This window comes from Pseudomonas sp. B21-059 (genome assembly GCF_026016285.1).
Taxonomy (GTDB): Bacteria; Pseudomonadota; Gammaproteobacteria; order Pseudomonadales; family Pseudomonadaceae; genus Aquipseudomonas; species Aquipseudomonas danubii.
The window spans coordinates 4,201,243-4,222,435 of record NZ_CP087201.1 but is presented as its reverse complement, the minus strand read 5'-3'; the positions used below and the strand labels follow the sequence as shown (position 1 = coordinate 4,222,435).

Annotated in this window: 11 protein-coding genes; 7 read left to right on the top strand and 4 right to left on the bottom strand. The window is 64.3% G+C overall.

What is annotated here, in order from left to right:
• The first annotated feature begins 42 nt into the window (after nt 1–42).
• Both LOY69_RS18540 and LOY69_RS18535 read left to right on the top strand, forming a co-directional pair.
• Nucleotides 43–2,709 carry an excinuclease ABC subunit UvrA gene (locus LOY69_RS18540; RefSeq protein ID WP_265073393.1) on the top strand — a complete coding sequence of 889 codons (2,667 nt, stop codon included), beginning with the start codon at nt 43–45 and terminating at the stop codon, nt 2,707–2,709.
• Nucleotides 2,710–2,844: 135 nt separating this feature from the next.
• The gene (locus LOY69_RS18535; RefSeq protein WP_102864849.1) at nt 2,845–3,078 is read left to right on the top strand and encodes a DUF465 domain-containing protein; all 234 of its coding nucleotides are present in this window, start codon (nt 2,845–2,847) and stop codon (nt 3,076–3,078) included.
• 196 nt (nt 3,079–3,274) lie between these two features.
• Here the strand turns inward: LOY69_RS18535 and LOY69_RS18530 are convergent, their stop codons facing one another.
• Nucleotides 3,275–4,378, bottom strand: coding sequence for an SMP-30/gluconolactonase/LRE family protein (locus LOY69_RS18530; protein ID WP_265073392.1), 1,104 nt, complete (start codon nt 4,376–4,378; stop codon nt 3,275–3,277).
• 25 nt (nt 4,379–4,403) lie between these two features.
• Nucleotides 4,404–5,579: an SRPBCC family protein gene (locus LOY69_RS18525; RefSeq protein WP_265073391.1), complete on the bottom strand. Its 1,176-nt coding sequence runs from the start codon at nt 5,577–5,579 to the stop codon at nt 4,404–4,406.
• 368 nt (nt 5,580–5,947) lie between these two features.
• Between LOY69_RS18525 and LOY69_RS18520 the strand changes: the two genes are divergently transcribed.
• The 5 genes from LOY69_RS18520 to LOY69_RS18500 all read left to right on the top strand — a co-directional run bounded on the left by LOY69_RS18520 (nt 5,948) and on the right by LOY69_RS18500 (nt 19,680).
• Complete coding sequence (locus tag LOY69_RS18520) at nt 5,948–17,014, top strand: DUF637 domain-containing protein (protein WP_265073390.1); 11,067 nt, start codon at nt 5,948–5,950, stop codon at nt 17,012–17,014.
• Nucleotides 17,015–17,028: 14 nt separating this feature from the next.
• Nucleotides 17,029–17,379, top strand: coding sequence for a DUF3969 family protein (locus tag LOY69_RS18515; protein ID WP_110596681.1), 351 nt, complete (start codon nt 17,029–17,031; stop codon nt 17,377–17,379).
• 93 nt (nt 17,380–17,472) lie between these two features.
• Complete coding sequence (locus LOY69_RS18510) at nt 17,473–17,595, top strand: hypothetical protein (protein WP_258379770.1); 123 nt, start codon at nt 17,473–17,475, stop codon at nt 17,593–17,595.
• Between the two features lie 443 nt (nt 17,596–18,038).
• A complete protein-coding gene (locus LOY69_RS18505; protein ID WP_265073389.1) occupies nt 18,039–18,290 on the top strand; it encodes a hypothetical protein in 252 nt (83 codons plus the stop codon).
• A 151-nt stretch (nt 18,291–18,441) separates the two neighbouring features.
• Entirely contained in the window at nt 18,442–19,680 is a 1,239-nt protein-coding gene (locus tag LOY69_RS18500; protein WP_102881569.1) for an EAL domain-containing protein, read from the top strand.
• Nucleotides 19,681–19,702: 22 nt separating this feature from the next.
• On the opposite strand, the gene LOY69_RS18495 is transcribed toward LOY69_RS18500, so the two are convergent.
• Nucleotides 19,703–20,329 carry a response regulator transcription factor gene (locus LOY69_RS18495; protein WP_102881568.1) on the bottom strand — a complete coding sequence of 209 codons (627 nt, stop codon included), beginning with the start codon at nt 20,327–20,329 and terminating at the stop codon, nt 19,703–19,705.
• A gap of 379 nt (nt 20,330–20,708) precedes the next feature.
• Nucleotides 20,709–21,182 carry a hypothetical protein gene (locus tag LOY69_RS18490; RefSeq protein ID WP_102881567.1) on the bottom strand — a complete coding sequence of 158 codons (474 nt, stop codon included), beginning with the start codon at nt 21,180–21,182 and terminating at the stop codon, nt 20,709–20,711.
• Nucleotides 21,183–21,193 lie beyond the last annotated feature (11 nt).

Here is a 21,193-nt window from a genome sequence, read left to right as displayed (position 1 = left end):
GCCGTTTGCGACACTTCCCGAATTTCGACTCCAGGCAGGTCCATGACTTCTTCGCGCAACGCCCCCCGTGATCCCCTGACGAGCACGCTGCCCACCCACAGTTCCGGCTTTGTCCGGGTGCGCGGCGCCCGCGAACACAACCTGAAGAATGTCGACGTGGACATTCCCCGGGATGCCCTGGTGGTGTTCAGTGGGGTGTCCGGCTCGGGCAAGTCGTCCCTGGCCTTCTCGACCCTGTACGCCGAGGCCCAGCGCCGCTACTTCGAATCGGTGGCGCCCTATGCCCGACGGCTGATCGATCAGGTGGGGGTGCCGGATGTGGACCGGATCGACGGCCTGCCGCCGGCGGTGGCCCTGCAACAGCAGCGCGGTACGCCGAGCACGCGTTCTTCGGTGGGCAGCGTGACCACCTTGTCCAGCCTGGTGCGCATGCTCTATTCCCGGGCCGGCAGTTACCCGCCGGGGCAGGCGATGCTGTATGCCGAGGACTTCTCGCCGAACACACCCCAGGGTGCCTGCCCCGAGTGTCACGGCCTGGGCCGGGTGTATGAGGTCAACGAAGCGACCATGGTCCCGGACCCTTCGCTGACCATCCGCCAGCGCGCCGTGGCTTCCTGGCCCTTGGCCTGGCAGGGGCAGAACCTGCGGGACATCCTGGTGACCCTGGGCTACGACGTGGACATTCCCTGGCGCGACCTGCCGAAAAAGCAGCGCGACTGGATTCTCTTCACCGAGGAAACCCCCACGGTGCCGGTGTACGCCGGGCTGACGCCGGAGCAGACCCGCGAAGCCCTAAAGCGTCAACAGGAGCCCAGCTACATGGGCACCTTCAGTGGTGCCCGGCGCTACGTGTTGCACACCTTCACCCACACCCAGAGTGCGCTGATGAAAAAGCGCGTGTCGCAATTCATGCGCGGCAGCCCGTGCCCGCTGTGCGCAGGCAAGCGCCTCAAGCGCGAGGCGCTGGCGGTGACCTTTGCCGGGCTGGATATTGGCGAACTGTCGCGCCTGCCGTTGCTGCAACTGGCCGAGGTGCTCCGGCCTGTGGCGGCGGCCGACTACCTGGAGCAGGCGGCGGCCGGTGATGAGGTGCTGAGCCAGGCGCAGACCCAGGCTGCGCGCCAGCAGCGCCATGCCCAGGGTGCCCCGGAGCACCGTGGCGCGCCGGATGTGCGGCATACCCCCAACCTGTCCCTGGAGAAGCGCCTGGCCGCGCAACGCATCGCCCAGGATCTGCTGGAACGGGTCAGCACCCTGACTGACCTGGGGCTGGGTTACCTGGCCCTGGAGCGCAGCACCCCGACCCTGTCGTCCGGCGAGTTGCAGCGCCTGCGCCTGGCCACGCAATTGGGGTCGCAGTTGTTCGGGGTGATCTATGTGCTGGATGAGCCTTCGGCGGGCCTGCACCCGGCGGACGCGCAGGCCCTGTTCGAGGCCTTGCAGCGACTCAAGGCCGCGGGCAACTCAGTGTTTGTGGTGGAGCACGATGTGCAGACCATGCGCCGCGCCGACTGGCTGGTGGACGTTGGCCCGGCGGCGGGGGAGCGCGGCGGCCAGGTGCTGTATAGCGGGCCGCCAGCCGGGTTGGCAGCCGTCGAAGCCTCCCAGACCCGGGCCTATCTGTTTGCCGAACAGGCCCCGGCCCGGCGTACTCCGCGCCAGCCCCGGGGCTGGCTGCGCCTGGAGGGCATCACCCGCAATAACCTCAAGGACCTGGACGCGGCGTTTCCCCTGGGCTGTTTCACCGCCGTGACCGGGGTTTCCGGGTCCGGTAAATCCAGCCTGGTGAGTCAGGCCCTGCTGGAACTGGTGGGGGCCCACCTGGGTAAGGTGGCCGGCGGCGAGGAGGCGCCGCAGCTGGACCTGGAAGACGATGAACCGCAGAGCAGCGGCGGCCGGGTCAGTGCCGGCCTGGAGCAGATCAAGCGCCTGGTGCAGGTGGACCAGAAACCCATTGGCCGTACCCCGCGCTCCAATCTGGCGACCTACACCGGGTTGTTCGATCAGGTGCGCAAGTTGTTTGCCGCCACCCCCGCCGCCCGGGAGCGCGGCTTTGACGCCGGGCAGTTTTCCTTCAACGTGGCCAAGGGCCGTTGCTCGGCCTGCGAGGGCGAAGGCTTTGTCAGCGTCGAGTTGCTGTTCATGCCCAGCGTCTTCGCCCCGTGCCCCACTTGCCATGGGGCCCGTTACCACCCCGAGACTCTGGCCGTGACCTGGCAGGGCCTGAACATCGCCCAGGTACTGCAACTGAGTGTGGAGCAGGCCTTGCCGGTGTTCGCCGAGCAGCCGGGCATTCGCCGCGCCCTGGAAGTCCTGCGGGACATCGGCCTGGACTACCTGCGCCTGGGCCAGCCGGCCACCGAGCTCTCCGGCGGCGAGGCCCAGCGCATCAAGCTGGCCACCGAGCTGCAACGCAATGCCCGGGGCGCCACCCTGTACGTGCTGGACGAACCCACCACCGGCCTGCACCCACGGGATGTGGACCGTCTGCTGGAACAGTTGGACAAACTGGTGGAGGCGGGCCACAGCGTGGTGGTGGTCGAGCATGACATGCGCCTGGTGGCCCAGGCCGACTGGGTCATGGACATCGGCCCGGGCGCGGGCGACCAGGGCGGCACCCTGGTGGCCTGCGGCACGCCGGCGCATGTGGCCACGCAGCGCAACAGCCGTACCGCGGCGTTTCTGGCCCAGGCCCTGGCCGGAAATTGATCCAGAACAGGGGCCCGTGACGAACGGTTACCGCTGGTCTGATTGGCGGTCGACAGACCCGGGGCGCCAAGCCCATTCTGATCACTGGCAGGGGCGTAATGAAGCCCTTGTTGCCATCAACCACGGAGGTGTTCCATGCCGGTGATCCACGACCTTTACCAGGACCTGAGCTGCAGCAAAGAGGACATTCAACAGCGTCGGGCCAGTGACCCCCACCTGAATGCGCTGTTCGACAAGTACACCAGCATCGACAACCAGGTGCTCAAGGCCGAAGCAGCCGCCGCCGCAGACGACGAACTGAAGAAACTCAAGGAAAAGCGCCTGCTGATCAAGGATGAGATCTCCGAGAAACTCACCGCCCGTTCCTGACCTCCCAAACCGTTGCGAGGGAGCTTGCTCCCCCAGGGCGGCTTGCCGCCCTAACTTCTGCAGCGCGGCTTGTCGCCCTAACTTCTACAGTGCGGCTTGCCGCCTAAACTTCTAGCAGCCTGGCTTGTCGCCCTGACTTCTCCTAGCGCGGCTCGTCCGCCCTGACCCCCGCAGTGGCTCCCCGCAACTCTAACGCTCAAGGCGCCAGCGCCTCCTTCAATGGCAGCCGCGCCATATGGCTGGCACTCAAGGAGCCCAGGTACAAGTCGTCTCCATATTCGCGCACCGTGGTGATCGGCGAGTAGTTGCCGCTGCTGCCATCCTGCAGGTTGGCAATCACCCGGCCCTGGGTATCCAGGCCCAGGACAAAGCCGCGCTTTTCCACCGGTTTGGGCAACACGGTCATGGCCCGCACCAGCATCTTGCGCACGAAGGAATAGGCCGCGGTGCCATCGAGCAGGGCATTGCGCGGCGCATACAGGGCCACCCAGAAGCGCTCCCGGCCATTGAAACTGAGGTTGTCCGGCAGCCCCGGCAGGTTGTCGATGAACAGGTCATGGCTGCCGGCCTTGTCGCCCTTGAGCCAGTAACGACTGATGCGGTAGGCCCCGGTTTCATTGACCAGGACAAACGCCTCGTCCGGTCCCAGGGCAATGCCGTTGGCAAATTCCAGGCCTTCCAGCAACACCTCGGTGGTGCCGCTCTGGAAGTCGTAGCGCAACAGGCGGCCGTCGCCGCCATGCTCGATCACCGCCTCGCCGTCGTGGCCATAACCCCAGCGGCTGCTGGCGTCGCTGAAATAGGCATAGCGCCCAGCGGCGTCCACCGCCACGTCATCGGTGAAACCGAATTTCAGGCCATTGGCTTCGGTGCTCAGGGTCTGCAACTGGCCTTGCGGGTCCAGGGCCAGCAGGCCCTTGATGGCATCAGCGATGATCAGGCGTCCATCCGGATGCCGGGCCAGGCCCAGGGGCCGGCCGCCGGTGTTGACCAGCACCTTGAGGGCGCTGCCGTCGAGGCTGGTTTGGATCACCCGACCGTCATGCAGGCCGGTGATCAGTTGGTCCTTCTCCAGAAGCAGGGCCTCGGGCCCGTCGATGTCCCGGGCGCCCACGGGCTGCACCGCGTTGAGCTTGTGGTTCTCGGCATAGATGCCCTGGCTCAGTGAGGGGGCGGGGGCCGGGGTCCAGGCCACCGGCTGGACCCGGGTCGGTGCCAGTAGCAGGAACGCCAGGATCGCGACCACCAGCAGCAGGAGGAGGCGGCCGGGGGAAAAACGTCGGGGGGCAATCTGATTCATGCAAGGACTCCTGTCAGGGTCGGCTTCAGGATGGGCTGCTGGCCGGGGCGGTGGTTGTCAGCGGGATGGCCTGTTGGGCCGTCTCGCACAATGCCAGCAATGACGCGGCGGATTCTCGCTCTATCCGCCGTTTGAATAACAGCTGATTGCCCAGGCGCATCAGCAGGTTGTCGAAGCGGTATTCCAGGGTCCGCACAAAGCGCGTGCGTTCGCCCGTCAGCGCTTGGCACTCATAGGTCACTTGCAGCTCCAGGCCATGATCGCCCCGGGCGGTGGCACGCCAGCGGTGCCCCGGCAGGTACTCCCGGACCTGCCAGCTCAGGTGGCCGCTGCGTCCGCCGGCATGGATGTCTTCCTCGAAACCCTGCCCGGCGAACAGGGGGCCATCGTCACTCAACACTTTGAGAGAGGATGGATGCCATTGTGGCCAGCAGCGTGGGCTGGCGGCGTAGGCCAGGGTGGCGACAGCACTGCGGGGGATCTCGATCTGATGCTGCATGCGGGTCATGGGCGTGGACTCGTCAGGAAGGGGAGCGGGGGCCGGTACTTCTTCCGGTTGCCAGTGCAAGGTGCCGAACAGCCAGTCCATCAGCGGCAGGACGATGTTGAAGTTGCGCTCCTGCATCAGCTCCCGGCGGTGATGCAGTTCGTGCAGGCGGCGCATCTGCCGCACCCAGGGCAGGCGCGCCAGGGGATGGCTGGCGGGCAAGTGCTCGCAGGCATGGAAAACTTCATAGGCCAGGTAGCCGACCAAGGTGCAACTGGCGAACAGCGCCGCGACGTTGCCGTTCCACAGGCGCAGCAGCGCCCACAGGGGCAGGGCGAACAGCAGGCTGTGGACCACGATCAGCCAGGCCGGAAACAGAATCACCCGCCAGTCTTTGCGGCCTTCATAGGTCATCAGTCCCGGGGTGAAGAAACTGTGGTGGTCGCCGGTATGCCGGGCATAGAACAGCCGGGCGAAAGGCTGCTTGTGATGCCCCAGCCAGCGATGCACCACGTAGATGCACAGGTTGAAGAACAGCAGCGACACCGGCACCGCCAGCCATTCCAGGGGCTGCACCCGCTCCAGGGTGCTGCACAGCACCGCAATGCACAGCGCGCCGTAGGCGAGGACGAAGCCGCCATGCAGCCAGGGGTTGTAGCGCGGACTGACCGCGGCTCGATACTGCTCGCGAAAGTGTTGGGTGGTGGTTCGCACAGCACTGTTTCCCGTTGTTGTTCTTGTGGGCAGCAGCGTAGCCGTCGACCCTTTATCCAGCCAATGGACAGTGGGATTGAGCGGTATTCATCAAGCCGAACCGGCGGTGAAAAGCGGCGCGGGAAAGGGGGGCGAGGCGGTAGCGAGGCGAATGAAAGATTGACGCCAGAATAGTGGCTATTTAGTATTTTGCCATCAAATTGATATCACTTTTGCTGATGTTCTGTTTCTTTTGACCCGCTTTTCTCTGCTGCGGATCGATGGATTACCAGTTCGATCTTGCCTCGCGAAATCAATTATCGCTCGCCGTGGGACTTCGGGATGAAGGCCTTTGGGGTTTTTTGCTCCTGCATTGTTGAGAGACTGACATGGACGTTCGCCAACTCGCCTTTATGGCCCGCCAGCCTTCGGCTGCCCTGCAATCGCGTGACTCTTTCTGCGGCTTTTCCAAGCGCAGCCTGGCATTCATTCTCGCCAACATGATGTTCTGGCAGCCGCTGGTGGTGATGGCCGACGGCATCGTGGTCAACGGCAGCGGTACCACACTGGGTCAGGCCGGCAATGGCGTGCCCATCGTCAACATTGCCGCGCCCAATGGCAGCGGTCTGTCCCATAACACGTTCAGCGATTACAACGTCGGCCAGCAGGGCGTGATCCTCAACAACGCCACCAACCGTACCCAGTCCACCCAATTGGGGGGGATCATCCTCGGCAACGCCAATTTGGGTGGCCGCGCGGCCAATGTGATCCTCAACGAGGTCAACGGCGGCAGCCCCAGCCAGCTCAAGGGCTACACCGAAGTGGCCGGGCAATCGGCCCATGTCATCGTTGCCAACCCTTACGGGGTGAGCTGCAACGGCTGCGGCTTCATCAACACCCCGAAAGCCACCCTGACCACCGGCAAACCGGTGATCGAGAACGGCCAGATCCAGCGTTACCAGGTGGATCAAGGCAGCGTCGCCATTGAAGGCGCGGGGCTCAACGCGAGCAATATCGACCAGTTCGAAATCATCACCCGCAGCGCGAAAATCAACGCCGAGATCCAGGCCCAGCACCTGGCGGTGATCGCCGGGGCCAACGACGTTGACGCCAAGACCTTGAACGCCACGGCGCGGACCGCCAACCCGGCGGGCGCACCGCAACTGGCCATCGACTCATCAGCCCTGGGCGGCATGTACGCCGGGGCCATCAAGCTGGTGGGCACCGAGGCTGGGGTCGGGGTCAAACTCGACGGCAAATTGATCGCCAGTGGCGGCGATATTCAGCTGGATGCCGACGGCCAGTTGCGCATGGCTGACGCCACCGCCGAAAAGGGCGCAGTGGCGATCAAGGCCGGCAGCCTCGATGCCCAGGGCGCGGTCTACGCCGGCAGCGAGCTCAAGGTGCAGACCCGGGGCGACCTGAGCAGCCAGAAAACCCTCGCCGCCCGGGACCGCATCAGCCTCGACAGCGGTGGCCAGTTGACCAACCAGGGCATCATCGAGGCCGGGGTCAATGCCGACAACAGCCGCAACCCCGACGCGGACATCACCCTTACTGCCCAGAATCTGGACAACCGCGGCAAGAGCATCGTCGCCAGCCGCGATCTGACGATCACTACCGCCCAGACCCTGGACAATCGGGGCGGTACCTTGAGCGGGCAACGTCAGGTGACGCTCGGTGCCGGCACCCTGGACAACCAGAATCAGGGCCGGGTGCTCAGTAGCGATGCGTTGGTGCTGCAAGCCGGGCAACTGCTGAATCACAACGCCTTGATCACCAGTGATGGCGAGCTCAAGGCCCATGTCGGCCACCTGGGCAATGACCAGGGTGAGCTGAGCAGCCTGACCCAACTCACCCTGCAAGTGACCTCGCTGGACAACGTCGCCGGGCTGGTGATGGCGGGCGACACCCTGGACATCAGCGCCAGCGGGAAGATCAGCAACCAGGGCGGGGCCCTGGGGGCGGAGCGCCTGCTGAAGGTGCGTGCGGGGGCCCTGGACAACAGCAAGGCCGGCAATCTGCGCAGCGAGGGGCGTCTCAGTGCCGAGGTCGCCGGGCGTCTCGACAATCAGGACAAGGGACTGATCCAGGCCACCGGAGTCGTTGAGGTACAGGCCGGGCATCTGGATAACCGCAAGGGCAGGATTTCCGCCGGCGACACCTTGCAGGTCAGTGGCGAGACGGCGGACAACCGCGGCGGGGTGATGCGGGCGGACCAGGCCCTGAACCTGCTGAGCCGCGAGCTGGACAACCGGGACAAGGGCCGCCTGGAAAGCCAGGCCGCGGTGACGGTAGAAGGTCGCCGGCTGGACAACAGCGGCGGCCTGCTCAGCGCCACCTCCGGCCTGGCGCTCAATACCCGGGAAGTGCTCAACAACGGTGGCCGTATCGCCAGCAAGAGCGACCTGCAGGCCCAGGTCGACAGCCTGCGCCAGCAGGGCGGCGAACTGGTGGCCGAAGGTGACCTGCACCTCACAGGCCAGCACCTGGACAACCGCGACAAAGGCCTGGTGGCGTCCCTCAAGTCCCTGACCCTGGACGTCGCTGAGGTGGACAACCGTGGCGGTGCGCTGTCGGGCCGGGGCGAGCTGCAGATCAACGGCCAGGGGCTGAACAACAGCGACGGCGGCAAGGTCCTGGCCGATGATCGCCTGTTGCTCAAGGTGGCCCGGGTGATCAACCAGAACCAGGGGCTACTGTTCAGCAAGCAGGGTCTGAATCTCAGCGGCAGTAGCCTGGACAACAGCGGCGGCCAGCTGGTGAGTCAGCAGCCCTTGCTGCTGACCCTGAGCGCAGCCCTGGACAACCAGCGAGGCCTGATCAGCGGCGAAGACCTGCTGACCCTCAAGGTGGGCAGCCTGGACAACCGGGGCGGCCGCCTGACCGGCGCCCAGGCCCTGAGCATCGACAGCAGCGGGGCGCTGCTCAACCAGGCTGGCGCCATCGTCGCCGAGCAAGGCCTGGCCCTGGACAGCGCCAGCCTGGACAACAGCGCCAAGGGTGTGATCAGCGCCAAGGCCGACGCGCGCCTGAGCACCGGAGACTTCGACAACAGCCAGGGCGGCAGCTTCACCAGCGCCGGGCAGTTGCGCCTGACCACCGCACAACTGACGAACCACCAGGGTCGGATCGGCAGCGATCAGGCACTGAGCGCCAGTGTCAGTGGTCTGGATCAGCAGGGCGGCGAGCTGTTCAGCAACGCCGACCTGACCCTGGACCTCAACCACGGACAGTTGAACAACCAGGGCGGCAATCTTCACACCCCCGGGCAACTGCTGTTGCGCAACCTCGATCAGGTGGACAACCGCGGTGGCGAGATCTCCGGGGCCAAGGCCTTCAACCTGAACGCGCGGCAACTGGACAACAGTGGCGGCAAGGTCCTGAGCAACCAGGCGCTGACCCTGCGCATCGAACAGGCCCTGGTCAACGTCAAGGGCCTGATGGCGGCAGCGGCGCTGGACAGCCGCAGCACCCGCCTGGACAACCGCGAGGGTGAGCTGCACAGCCGTGGCGACCTGCAGTTGCAGGTCACCGAGGCGGCCGACAACCAGGGCGGAGTGATCCTGGCCGACACCCAACTGACTCTCAAGGCCGGCACCCTGGATAACCGCCAGGACGGCCTGCTGGGGGCGACCCGGCAGCTTGACCTGAACATCGGGCAACTGGACAACCGTGGCGGTGAGCTGTCCAGCCAGCAGATCGGCCTGGTCGGCGAGCGCCTGGACAACAGTGCTGCCGGGCGGGTACTGGCCAGCGGCGACCTGACGCTGACCGTGGCCCAGGTCATCAACCAGAGCCTGGGGCTGATTAGCGCGGACCAGGGCCTGAGCCTCAACGGCACGAGCCTGGACAACCAGGGCGGGGATCTGGTGGGGCTGCAGCGCCTGGACCTGGCGCTTGCCGGCGACCTCGACAACCATCAAGGCCGCATCAGCAGCGAAGGCGGCCTGGGCATCCAGGTGCGCAACCTCGGCAATCGCCAGGGCAGTCTGTCCAGCGCGGGCGCCCTGCAGATCAGCGCCCGGGAGGCCCTGGACAACCGCGGCGGCAAGCTGCTGAGCGACGCTGCGCTGACCCTGTCCAGCGCGCGCCTGGACAACCAGCAACAGGGCGTTATCAGCAGCAAGGCCAAGCTGGCACTGGACACTGGCGAACTGGACAACAGCCAGGGCGGCAACCTCAACAGCGGTGATGCACTGAACCTTACCGCGACCCAGGTCAACAACGACCAGGGCAGCATCGGCAGCGCCAAGGCCTTGCAGGCCTCGGTCAGTGGCCTGCAGCAGCAAGGCGGCAAGCTGTTCAGCAAGACCGCCCTGAGCCTGGACCTCAATCACGGCACGCTGAACAACCAGGGCGGCTTCATCAACGCCCCCGGTCCACTGGTGCTGAGCAACCTGGGCACGGTGAACAACCGCCAGGGTGAAATCTCCAGCGAGCAGGCCTTCGAGCTGGCGGCGCAAAGCCTGGACAACAGCGCCGGGCAACTGCTCAGCCATCAGGCGCTGACCCTGCGTATCGACGGCGCGCTGACCGCGCTCAAGGGCAAGATTGCCGCTGCCGCCCTGCAGATCGATGCCGGCAGCCTGGACAACAGCGGCTCGCTACTCAGCGACCACGACCTGGGCCTGAGGGTCGCCGGTCCGCTGCACAACCAAGGGCTGATCCAGTCCGCCGGGCACTTGCAACTCAGCGCCAAGGGCCTGGGCAATCAGGGCGGCAAGCTGTTGGGTGGCACGGGATTGAGCATCGACCTCGGACCACAGACCTCGGACCTGGACAACCGCCAGGGCCTGATCAACACCCAGGGCGTGCTGAGCATCGCCCACCTGCGGGACCTGCAGAACCGCGAAGGTGAAATCTCCAGCGCCCAGGGCTTCAACCTGGCCGGGCGCAACCTGGACAACAGCGCCGGCACGCTGATCAGCCAGCAGCAGCTAGGGGTCGAGGCTGCGCAGCTGACCAACCAGCAGGGGCTGGTCTCCGGCTGGCAGGGGCTCAACCTCAGCGGTGGCAGCCTGGACAACCGCCAGCAAGGCACCCTGTCGAGCCTGCTGGGGGAGCTGAATATCGACCTCAGCGGCGCCTTGCTCAACAGTGCGCAAGGCGGGCTGGCCAGCCAGGGTCGGCTGACCCTCAAGGCCGCCAGCCTGGACAACAGCGACAAGGGCATCGTCACCAGCAAGGGCGAGCAGCAACTGATCCTTGGCAGTGGCGGTTTGAACAACGCCCGGGGCGGGCTGATTGAAAGCAGCGCCAGCCTCGACATCGCCGCCGGCGACCTGGACAACCAAGGCGGCCGCCTCAGCGCCTTGGGCGCCCTGAACTTCACCGGCAACAGCCTGAACAACCAGGGTGGCAACCTGCGCAGCGAAGGCGCGGTGACCCTCGACCTGCTGGGCGCCCTGGTCAATGCCCAGGGCCAGCTGGCCGCCAGTGGTCCGCTGCTGCTCAAGCGTTCGAGCCGGATCGACAACCAGGGCGGGCAACTGATCAGCCAGAACCTGATGACCCTGTTCAGCGCCAGCCTGGACAACAGCAATCGCGGCACCCTGGCCGCCAACGGTGCGCTGCAAGTCACCACCACTGGCCAATTGAGCAACCAGGGTGATGGCCTGATCTATAGCCGCGATGCCGGCTTGAGTCTCAATGCCGGCAGCCTGAACAATGCCCAGGGAGCGATCCAGAGCGCCAAGGCCCAGACCCTGGCCATGACCGGGGACATCGACAACCAGGGCGGCAAGCTGATCGCCGAAGACGGCGACCTGCGTATCCAGGGCGCCAACCTGGACAGCCGCGGCGGGGTGCTGTCGAGCCTCAAGGGGCTGTTTGAGGCACGTGTCAGGGGGCAACTGAACAACCATGGCGGCCAGGTCGAGGCCCGGAGCCTGGACCTGCAGGCCCTGGCCGGGATCGATAACGGTAGCGGGCGCATGGCGGCCAAGGGCGGCGACCTGCTGCTCGATACCGGTGGCGCGGGGGTGGATAACAGCAACGGCGGGCTGTACGCCAGCGGGCGAGTCAAGGCCAGCGGCCACTCGTTGAACAACGGTGTGGGGCAGATCAACGGCCAGCACATCGACCTGGACTTCAAGGGGCCAGTGAACAACCGTGGCGGCCTGATTGAAAGCCGCGAGAGCCTGGCCCTGCGAGGTGCCAGCCTCGACAACCAGGGCGGCAAGCTGCGGGCCCTGGCGACCGGGGGCAAGACCGAACTGCAGATCGGTGGCCAGTTCGACAACCGCAACGGCCTGCTGGAAACCGCCAACACCGACCTGACCCTGGCGGCGTCGGGTTTCCTCAATCAGGGCGGCAGCCTGCTGCACCTGGGCGAAGGTAACTTCGATATCGCCACCGGCAATGTGATCAATGCCGGCGGCAGCCTGATCACCCGTGGCGGCCTGACCCTCACTGCCGACAGCTGGACCAACAGCAGCGTGATCCAGGCCGGACGCCTGAACCTCAACGTCAACCAATTCGCCCAGACCGCCAGCGGCCAACTGTTGGCCAGCCAGCACTTGCAGGCCCGGGGCGGCAACTGGAGCAACGACGGGTTGCTGGCCAGCGATGGCAGCCTGGACCTGCAGATCGGCGGCACCTATTCAGGCAATGGCCGGGTGTCCAGCCTGGGCGACATGACCTTCGCTGCTGCCCAGGTGAACCTGGGCAGTGCCGGCAGCATCGCCGGCGGCGCTGATACCCGGGTCAACATCGGCGGGCAACTGAACAACGCCGGGCGCCTGACTTCCAACGCCACACTCACGGTAAATGCCGGCGGCGTGCTCAACACCGGCACCCTGGGCGGCGCCCAGGGCCTGAGCCTGACCACCCCGACCCTGGTCAACGACCATGGATTTGTCTTCAGCGGCCAGAACGCCAGCCTCAACGTCAACACCCTGACCAACAGCTATGGCGAGTTCTATAGCCTGGGCGGCCTGACCGTGGCCGGCATGGCGGCCGGCACCTCGGCCCAAAGCCTGAAGAACATCTCCGGCAACATCCAGAGCGGTGGCGATATCAATATTGCTGCCCTGGATCTGGTCAACGATCGTGAAAAATACGAGGCCAGCCAGCAGATCACCGATGGCCGCATGACCATCCGCTGCGCCCAGCACTGTGGCGGCGGCGCCAGTTGGGTCCGGGGGCCGGTGTTTATCTACCGGACGGTGGAAGGCGTGGTGACAAGCGACTCGCCGCAGTCGACCCTGAATGCGGGGGGCAACCTGACGGTCAACAGCAGCAGTTTCCTCAACCGCTACAGCACCGTCTCGGCAGGCAATGACCTGACCATCACCAGCGGCGCTATCACCAACCAGGCCTCCTTGGTGGCGTCCGGTTCTTCCGGCTATGAAGTCGGCGCTGGGGTCAAGATCAAGCGCGGGCTGTTCTTCCAGCTGGCCCGTGACGTGCAGGCCTATGATCGGGCGCACCCCCAGGGCAGTGCCTTCAACCAGCAGGATTTCGCGGCCCTGGTGGCCAAGTTCAACCCGGGGATCTTCTATGGCATCGACCGGCCGGTAGAGACCTCGACCCTGAGTTCTTCCTCCGCGCCGGCCATCATCCAGGCCGGCGGCAAGGCCCGGCTCACGGCGGCCAACGACATCAGCAACATCAGCGTGATCAAGAGCGCCATTGCTGTGGGCGATCGCGCCCGGGACACCGGCGTGGGGGCGGCGAGCAAGCCGCTGATGGTGGTGCTCAACTCCCAGCTGCCGCCGGACCTGGCGCAGCAGCAGGTCAATCCCCTGAGCCTGCCGAACTTCAGCCTGCCTTCGGGGCAGAACGGGCTGTTTCGCTTGAGTGGCCAGGGGGGCACCGCGCAGCCTGCGGGCCCGGCGCAAAGCTGGAACATGGGCGGTGCCAGCCTGGAACTGACCTCGCGTCAGGCCGGGCCGGAGCCGATCCGCCCTCGGGACCTGAGCAGTCAACCGCTGCCGCAGGTGGCCCTGGGCGCCCGTGAGCTGAATCTGCAGGATCACCAGGCCACCGGCGTCGATGGCCGCACCGCAGCGGTCCAGGTCAGCGCGACGGCGGCGGACTCGCCGCTGGGCGTGCTGCCCGTGGGCGGCACCGGCAACCAGAGCGTCAGCCGGGTCCAGGGCCTGCCGGACAGCAGCGTGCGCAGCAATCCCCACAAATACCTGATCGAAACCAACCCGCTGCTCACCGACCTCAAGCAGTTCATGAGCTCCGATTATCTGCTGTCGAACCTCGGGTATGACCCGGACCAGAGTGCCAAGCGCCTGGGTGACGGCTTCTATGAGCAGCGGCTGATCCAGCAGGCAGTGACGGCGCGCACCGGCCAGCGGTTCCTCGATGGCCAGAACAGCGACGAGGGCATGTTCAAGTACCTGATGAACAACGCCATCGCCAGCAAGGACTCGCTCAACCTCGCGGTGGGCGTGACCCTGACCTCCCAGCAAGTGGCGGCCCTGACCCACGACATCGTCTGGCTCGAAGAGCAGGAGGTGAACGGCGAGAAGGTGCTGGTGCCGGTGCTGTACCTGGCCAACGCCAACAACCGCCTGGCGGCCAACGGCGCCCTGGTCCAGGGCCGGGACGTGACCCTGATCGCCGGCAAGGACCTGGTCAACTCCGGGACTTTGCGTGCCAGTGAGAACCTGAGTGCGACCACCGGCAACAACCTGGTCAATGGTGGCCTGATCGAGGCCGGCGAGCGCCTCAACCTGCTGGCCGGGGACAATCTGGTCAACCGCGCGGGCGGCATCATTGCCGGGCGCGATGTGACGGTCCGCGCCCTGGGCGGGGACGTGATCAACGAGCGCAGCATCAGCACGTTCCAGAGTAACCCTGGGAGCACCACCCAGCGCCTGGACTACGCCAACAACGCGGCGCGGATCGAGGCCGGCAATAACCTGAGTGTGCAGGCGGGCCGCGATATCAATAACGTCGGCGGGGTGCTCAGCAGTGGTGCCGACATCGCCCTGGTGGCGGGGCGCGACGTCAACCTGACGTCGACCCGGGAGCACGACAAAATCACCCGCGATCGTTACCTGAACGAAAGCGTCACTCAGCATGGTTCCAGCGTCAGTGCCGGGCGTGACATCGCAGTCAGCGCCGGACGCGACCTGACGGCAGTCGCCAGCCAGATCGAGGCCAAGCGGACCATCGCCATGGATGCCGTGGGGGACATGACCCTGGCCTCGGCCGCGGATGAGCAGCACAGCTACTCCAAGACCAAGAAGGTCACCCGCCAGGAAGATCATGAGCGTCAGGTCGGCACTTCTCTCACTGCCGGGGCCGATGTGGTGCTCAGTGCGGGCAAGGACCTGAGCCTGATCTCCAGTCGCATCAGCGCCGGCAACGAAGCCTACCTGGTGGCCGGTGACGACCTGGAACTGCTGGCCGCCCAGGACAGCGACTACTCGCTGTACGACATGAAGAAGAAGGGCAGTTGGGGGCGCAAGAAAGCGCGCCACGACGAGGTGACCCAGGTCACCCACGTTGGCAGCCAGATCAGCACTGGCGGCGACCTGACCCTCAAGAGCGGCGGCGACCAGAAGTACCAGGTGGCCAAGCTGGAAAGCGCCAAGGACCTGACCCTGGACAGTGGCGGCGCGATCACCTTCGAGGGGGTCAAGGACCTGCATGACGAGACCCATACCAAGAGCAAGAGCGATCTCTCCTGGTACTCGATGAAGGGCAAGGGCCGCACCGATGAAACCCTGCGCCAGAGCACCCTGGTGGCCCAGGGCAATCTGCTGATCAAGGCGGCCGATGGCATGCGCATCGATATCCGCCAGGTCGACCAGCAGACGGTCAGCCAGACCATCGATGCCATGGTTCAGGCCGATCCGGGCCTGGTGTGGATGAAGGACGCCCAGGCGCGTGGGGATATCGACTGGCGCCAGGTCAAGGAAATCCACGAAAGCTTCAAATACGACTCCTCGGGCCTCGGCGCGGGGGCCAAGCTGGTGGTCGCGATTCTGATGTCCCTGGCCATGGGCCCGGCGGGCCTTGGCCTGGCAGCGCCCCAGGCGGCGGTGGCCGGCAGCCTGGCCACCACCGGGGTCAGCAGCACCATCAGCAACAAGGGCAACCTGGGCTTGGCACTCAAGGAAACCTTCAGCGCCGACAGCCTGAAAAACGCCGCCATTGCCGGGTTCACCGCCGGTGCCTTCGAGTACGCCGATGCCAACTGGTTCGGCGGTGCGGACAGCGCCGGAGCGGGTACCGCAGTCCCGGGCACCGAGGGCAGCACGGCCTCGACCTTGCAGAATGCCAACCCGTCCAAGGACATCTTCCGCTGGAGCACGGCGGCCGACACCGTGACCCGCACCACGGGCCGGGCGCTGATCTCCAGCGGCATCTCCACGGCGATCGGGGGCGGCAGTTTTGGCGACAACTTTGGTGCGGCCTTGCTCGGCGAGGCGGGCAACGTGGCCATGGCGACAGGGTTCAACTGGGTCGGCGACAACGTCCGCTTCCCCAATGGCGGTCTCGAGAAGATCGTCGCCCATGCCCTGATGGGCGGTCTGCTGGCGGAAGCCACGGGCGGCGATTTCAAGACCGGCGCCGCGGCAGCCGGTTTGAACGAGGCCCTGATCAACCAACTGGCGAGCGTGGCCGACGGCAACAAGGACCTGCAGTTGGCGCTGTCACAATTGACCGGTCTGGTGGCAGCTGCGGCAGTCGGCAAGGACCTGGACAAAGGGGCGCAGATTGCCCAGATGGCCACGGCCTACAACTATCTGTTCCACGAGGAAATACTCGAGAAAGACCGCAAGCTGAGTGCTTGTACGACGAAAACCGAATGCGACGGCATTCGCGACTACTACCGCAATCTGGATGAGACCCGGAACAAGGAGTTTCCGCAGCTTTGCCAGCAGAACCCGACACTGTGCCAGGCGGTATTCGAGCGCCTCAGGTCCGAGGAAGGGACCAATCAGCAATGGATGAGCGACCTGCGCAAATCGGACCGGCCCGACCTGTTTGCTCAGTTGACCGATCTGTATCTTGTCATGGGCAACAATCAGGTCGCGCTCAATCGCTACATTGCCAACGCTCAGCGGGACAAGTATGGAACCCTGGGGGTGGTGGCTGCCGACTACATCCTCGAGGCCGCGGACCCCAGGTCAAAACTCTTCACCCCGGGCGGTGGCGCCAAGGGGCTGGCGGATGGGATCAAGCGCGGTATCGTTGGCGGCGGGGCCGGCCAGAGCGGCGGCATCAAGCATGTCTATGATTCGCTGCGCAAAGCGCCGGAGTACCCCGTGGGCTTCAAGGAGCGCACCGGAGGAACCACCCGCAATGCGGTCAAGAACGTGGAGGCGCTGGCTGACTTGCGCAAGGTGGAGCCCGGCAAGTGGAGCAAGGTGTACAAGGATGGTTTCGATAACGCGGGTGCACGTGTCTCGGTGCACTATTTCCAGAGTGAAAGTGGCAAGGTCTTCAACGTGAAGACCAAGAACGGTTGGAGTAATACCCGGTGAAGGAAATATCGTTGATGGTTGAAGCTCTGGGCTCTGAACAGGCCACCCGGCTGGTGTGCACGCTGGCGATTGGCTTGTTGACGTCGTTACGCACCGAGGCCATCTCCCTGGAGGAGGCCGAGTGGATCCTGTTCACGCCGCGTACCGCAAGCATTTTGCAGAACAAGGGGCTATCGCCCGAGCTCTGTAGTCTGATCATGGAGGCATGCGAACTGGAGGATGTGCAGAGCTTGAGGCCGGATCGCCTGGAGGCCAATGTGCAACAACTGACCGAACGTTTTGCATCGATCCTGCAAAGCGATCCCGGTTATGCCCGGAGAGCCAGTGAAAAGATCCGTCGGGAAGACTTGTATGTCATCCGTTAGCCCTCGGCCTGCTGAACTTCGTGTTGCTGCTTGCTCATCTGATCAGCAATCCGCGCTTGCTTGGCGAAGTCAGGAGAAGGGGAGCTGTTGCTGATGCCCGTGTTGGCGCCGCTAGTGACGCTGTTGCTGATCTTCCTGGCCGCCGCCATGACCTGCTGGCTGACCGCGCGTTTGTTCCTGCCGCAGCAGGATCCGGATCCCGCCCTGGCCAAGTGATTCACGTGCCCCCGGTTGCCGTTACTGACAGCCTGGGGGGCGCCACGAAGTATCCAGCGCTCGGATCGCCGCTGGAGATTGTCCTGGGAGCGGCCAAGGTCCGGCGTCTCAACCTGATCTGGCATCGCCAGTAACAGCTGGCGTCGGGGGGCAGTGGTTGCACGGAAATATCAGCGCGATTGCCCCTGCGGCGCGGGTATGAAGAGCACAGGCTCGGCCCCGAAAAAAGCCACTGGCGCGGGCTTCTTAGTTGTTGCAGGCCACTCGGGCCAAGGCTTTCGGGGGGCTCGAGGCCGAACGTCTTGATGGGCCTGCGGTTTGCAATCAAGAGCCTTCTCGGTAGCGCCCGAGAGTCGTCCTATCTCATTTACAAGCTAACGTTTGTAGGCTTTCCCGGCCTTGAGGAACAAGGCAAACGTCAAACTCGAGATAGGAAAAAACCAATGCAATTGATCAAGTCCGCACTGTCTGTCGCTGTGTGCTGTATCGCTGCCCAGGCCATGGCGGCAGACGGCGAAATCAACTTCACCGGCTCGATCACCGCCAACACCTGTTTGGTGAGTGTCGGCGATCTCAATGGCGCTGCTGGCACGAATGTGTCCTTGGGCAATGCGCCGTCCCTGTCGCTGAAAATTGGCGCAGCAGCGCCCAATGCTCCCTCTCTCCTTATTGGGCAAGGCAAGTGTCCGTGCTGATTTAATATTCAATTACCGCTAACCCCTGCGATTGCCCGCTTTTAGCAAGTAACTGGTCACCATCGGAAATATCCAATCTAAATTTAAGAAGTGTCCTGAGTTCAGTTGAAGCTGTTTTGGATAGGATGCTTTTTTCTCCGGAGCCGCTTTGATGTCGACGCTGAGCGTACTGCTGCTGTGTTCGAACGCTTTTCGCGTTCGACGGTTTTCCAGAATATTGGCAGCTTCGGGCTTTGCCCGGGTGCAGGTGGTCAGCCAGGAAAATGACTGGACCCAATTCCCACCGGAACTGGGTGAACTGGACCTGGTGATCTGCGATTCGCTGCACTCCCTGACGGCCATTTATTACCTGCGCCGGCTCTGCGAACACTACGGTTTCTTCTCGATGATCGAGTGCGAAGCCCTGGAAGCGCCCATTCGCTGGGGGCTGGCGAACTTTCGCGTGCGTTCCGGCAAGTATTGCGTCGGCAGCTACAGCGATCTGGACACGGTGCAGATCAGTGGCTTGTTGCTCAAGGCGCTGACCGTCAAGCGCACGGTGAAAAATCACTCGCGCAGCAGACTGGCGGCCGATCGGCGCGCCCCTGCCAGCAATGACTGGAGGGCGCAGCTGGATGTTGCCCAGGCGCTGGAACAGCAACAGATCGTTGCCTATTTCCAGCCCCAGGTGTGCCTGAAGACCCGGCGTATCACCGGCGCCGAGGTCCTGGCCCGTTGGCAGCATCCGCACAGGGGCGTGCTGGGACCGCAGTCGTTCCTCGATCTGGTCGACAGCCCGGAGCGCCATCGACAGCTGTTCGACTGCCTGTTGCAACAGGGCCTGATGCTGCAGCGGCAACTGCAGGCCCACACCCAGGGTGATGCCCTGGTGTTCTCCTACAACATTGAGGCCAGCCAGCTGACTGATCCCGAGTTTGCCGCCCAGATGCTGCTGCAGGTCGAGGAGGCGGGTGTGCCCAAGAAGCAGGTCACCCTGGAAATCACCGAGCGCCAGGCTCTGGTTCTGGACATGCAGAGCATCGAAAACATCAGCGTTCTGGTCAAAGGCGGTGTGCGCCTGTCCCTTGACGATTTCGGTACCGGTCACTCGTCGATCATGCGCCTGGCGGGTATTCCCTTCGGCCAGATCAAGCTCGACTCGGGTTTTGTCGCCAACGCCCTGGGGCTCAAGGAAACCCGGATCATCGAGGCGGTGGTGGGGCTGGCGCGTTCGCTCAATCTGGAACTGGTGGCTGAGGGCGTCGAGACGGAGAAACAACGCGCGCATTTACAGCGCCTGGGGGTCGATGCGGCCCAGGGCTATCTGTTCCACAAGCCGATGCGGGGTCAGGCGCTGCTCCAGGTACTGAACGCGAGCCACGCGCCGCTGCGGCTGATTCGTCAGGGCTAGCTGCGCAGCGGGCCGGCGCTCCTCATATCAGGTTCAATTGCCTGGCGATGGTGGCCAGTTCGATGGTGGTCCGCACCCCAAGCTTTTTCAGCACGTTGATCTTGTGACCGCTGATGGTCTTGTTGCTCAGGTTGAGCTTGGTGGCGATCTCCAGGTTGGTGTGGCCGTTGGCAAGCAACTGCAGGACCACCAACTCCTTGTTGGTCAGGTTGCTCAGCGCATCGCTCGGGTCGTGGCCGGTTCCCCGGTACATCTCCAGCACTTCCTTGGGAAAGTACAAGTAGCCGTCGGCCAGGGCATCGAGGCCCTTGACCAGTTCCTTCAGTCCGGCGCTCTTGTTGATGAAGCCCATGGCCCCGGCTTGCATGCAGCGCACGCCATAGGTACTGGCGCGGCTGGCGGTGAATACCAGGGTCTTGACCTCCAGTTGGTCCACTGCAATGCGTTGCAGGACCGACAGCCCATCCAGGTTGTCCAGGGAAATGTCCAGCAGCATGTAGTCCGGGCGCAGCTTGTGAATCTTGTCCAGTGCGTCGAAGCCGTCGGAGGATTCACCGATGGGCTTGTAGCCGTTCTCTTCAAGCAGCTCGCTGACCGCGGCGCAGATGATGGGATGGTCGTCGACGATAAGCACGCGTCTTTTTTTCATGGGGTCCTCGGAAGAAACCCTGGTCAGAGCTGTTAGGGCTCGTTGCGTAAAATGGGTCACTCGGCAGTCACTGCTTTTATTGTGGAAGTCATAGGCCCAATGACTCTTTTGCATGGGGTCAACGATGTTTTGCAGGTCCGCGAAGAGCGCGGCATAACCCCAAGAGAGTGAAGGCTTGGTAAACAGCGCAAGCATGTTAGTTCAGAAAAACGGGCAAAAGATTGGCGCAAGAAGCGACTGGTAAATATCCAAGACGCTTCTTGCCAGGGCGCGCGCGCAGTCTATGAGGGCTGTACTCAAGTGGGAAGTTTGCGCAGTGTCCTCAGCCGCTCGGGGCTGAGGATGGCGGGGCGACAGGTCCTGGGCGCCGTTCAGGCTATTACGGCGCCTTGAGCATCACATAGGCTTCACCACCACGGCGATCGTGCATGATGATGAACGTCTGGCCCTCGAGGGTGATCCGCGCTGGCACGCTCTGCGCCACCGGTGTGCTGGAAAACTTGCCGACGCTGCTCAAGAACTGCTGGGTCAGCGAGCTGTCGTTCTGGCTCGGGGTGGTGATCGCACATTCCTTGTTGGCCTGGACCTGGACCCCCAGGGTTTGATCCTGGTCCATGCCCATCTTGGCGAAACCGGCGTCGGTAAGCTCAACGATGCCATAGGACCGGGCGGCGGTTTCAGCACCGGCGAAAGACGGAGCGGACTTCAGGCAGATATCGCGAAAGGCCAGGATGCCGGCGGAGGTGATGGTGGGTTCAGGGTCGATCTTGCGGGTGACACTGGAGCAGGCGCTCAGCAGCGTCAGGGCTGCGAGCAGCAGGGCTAGCGGTGCAGTGTGGGGCAGCGTAGTCATGGAAAATCCTT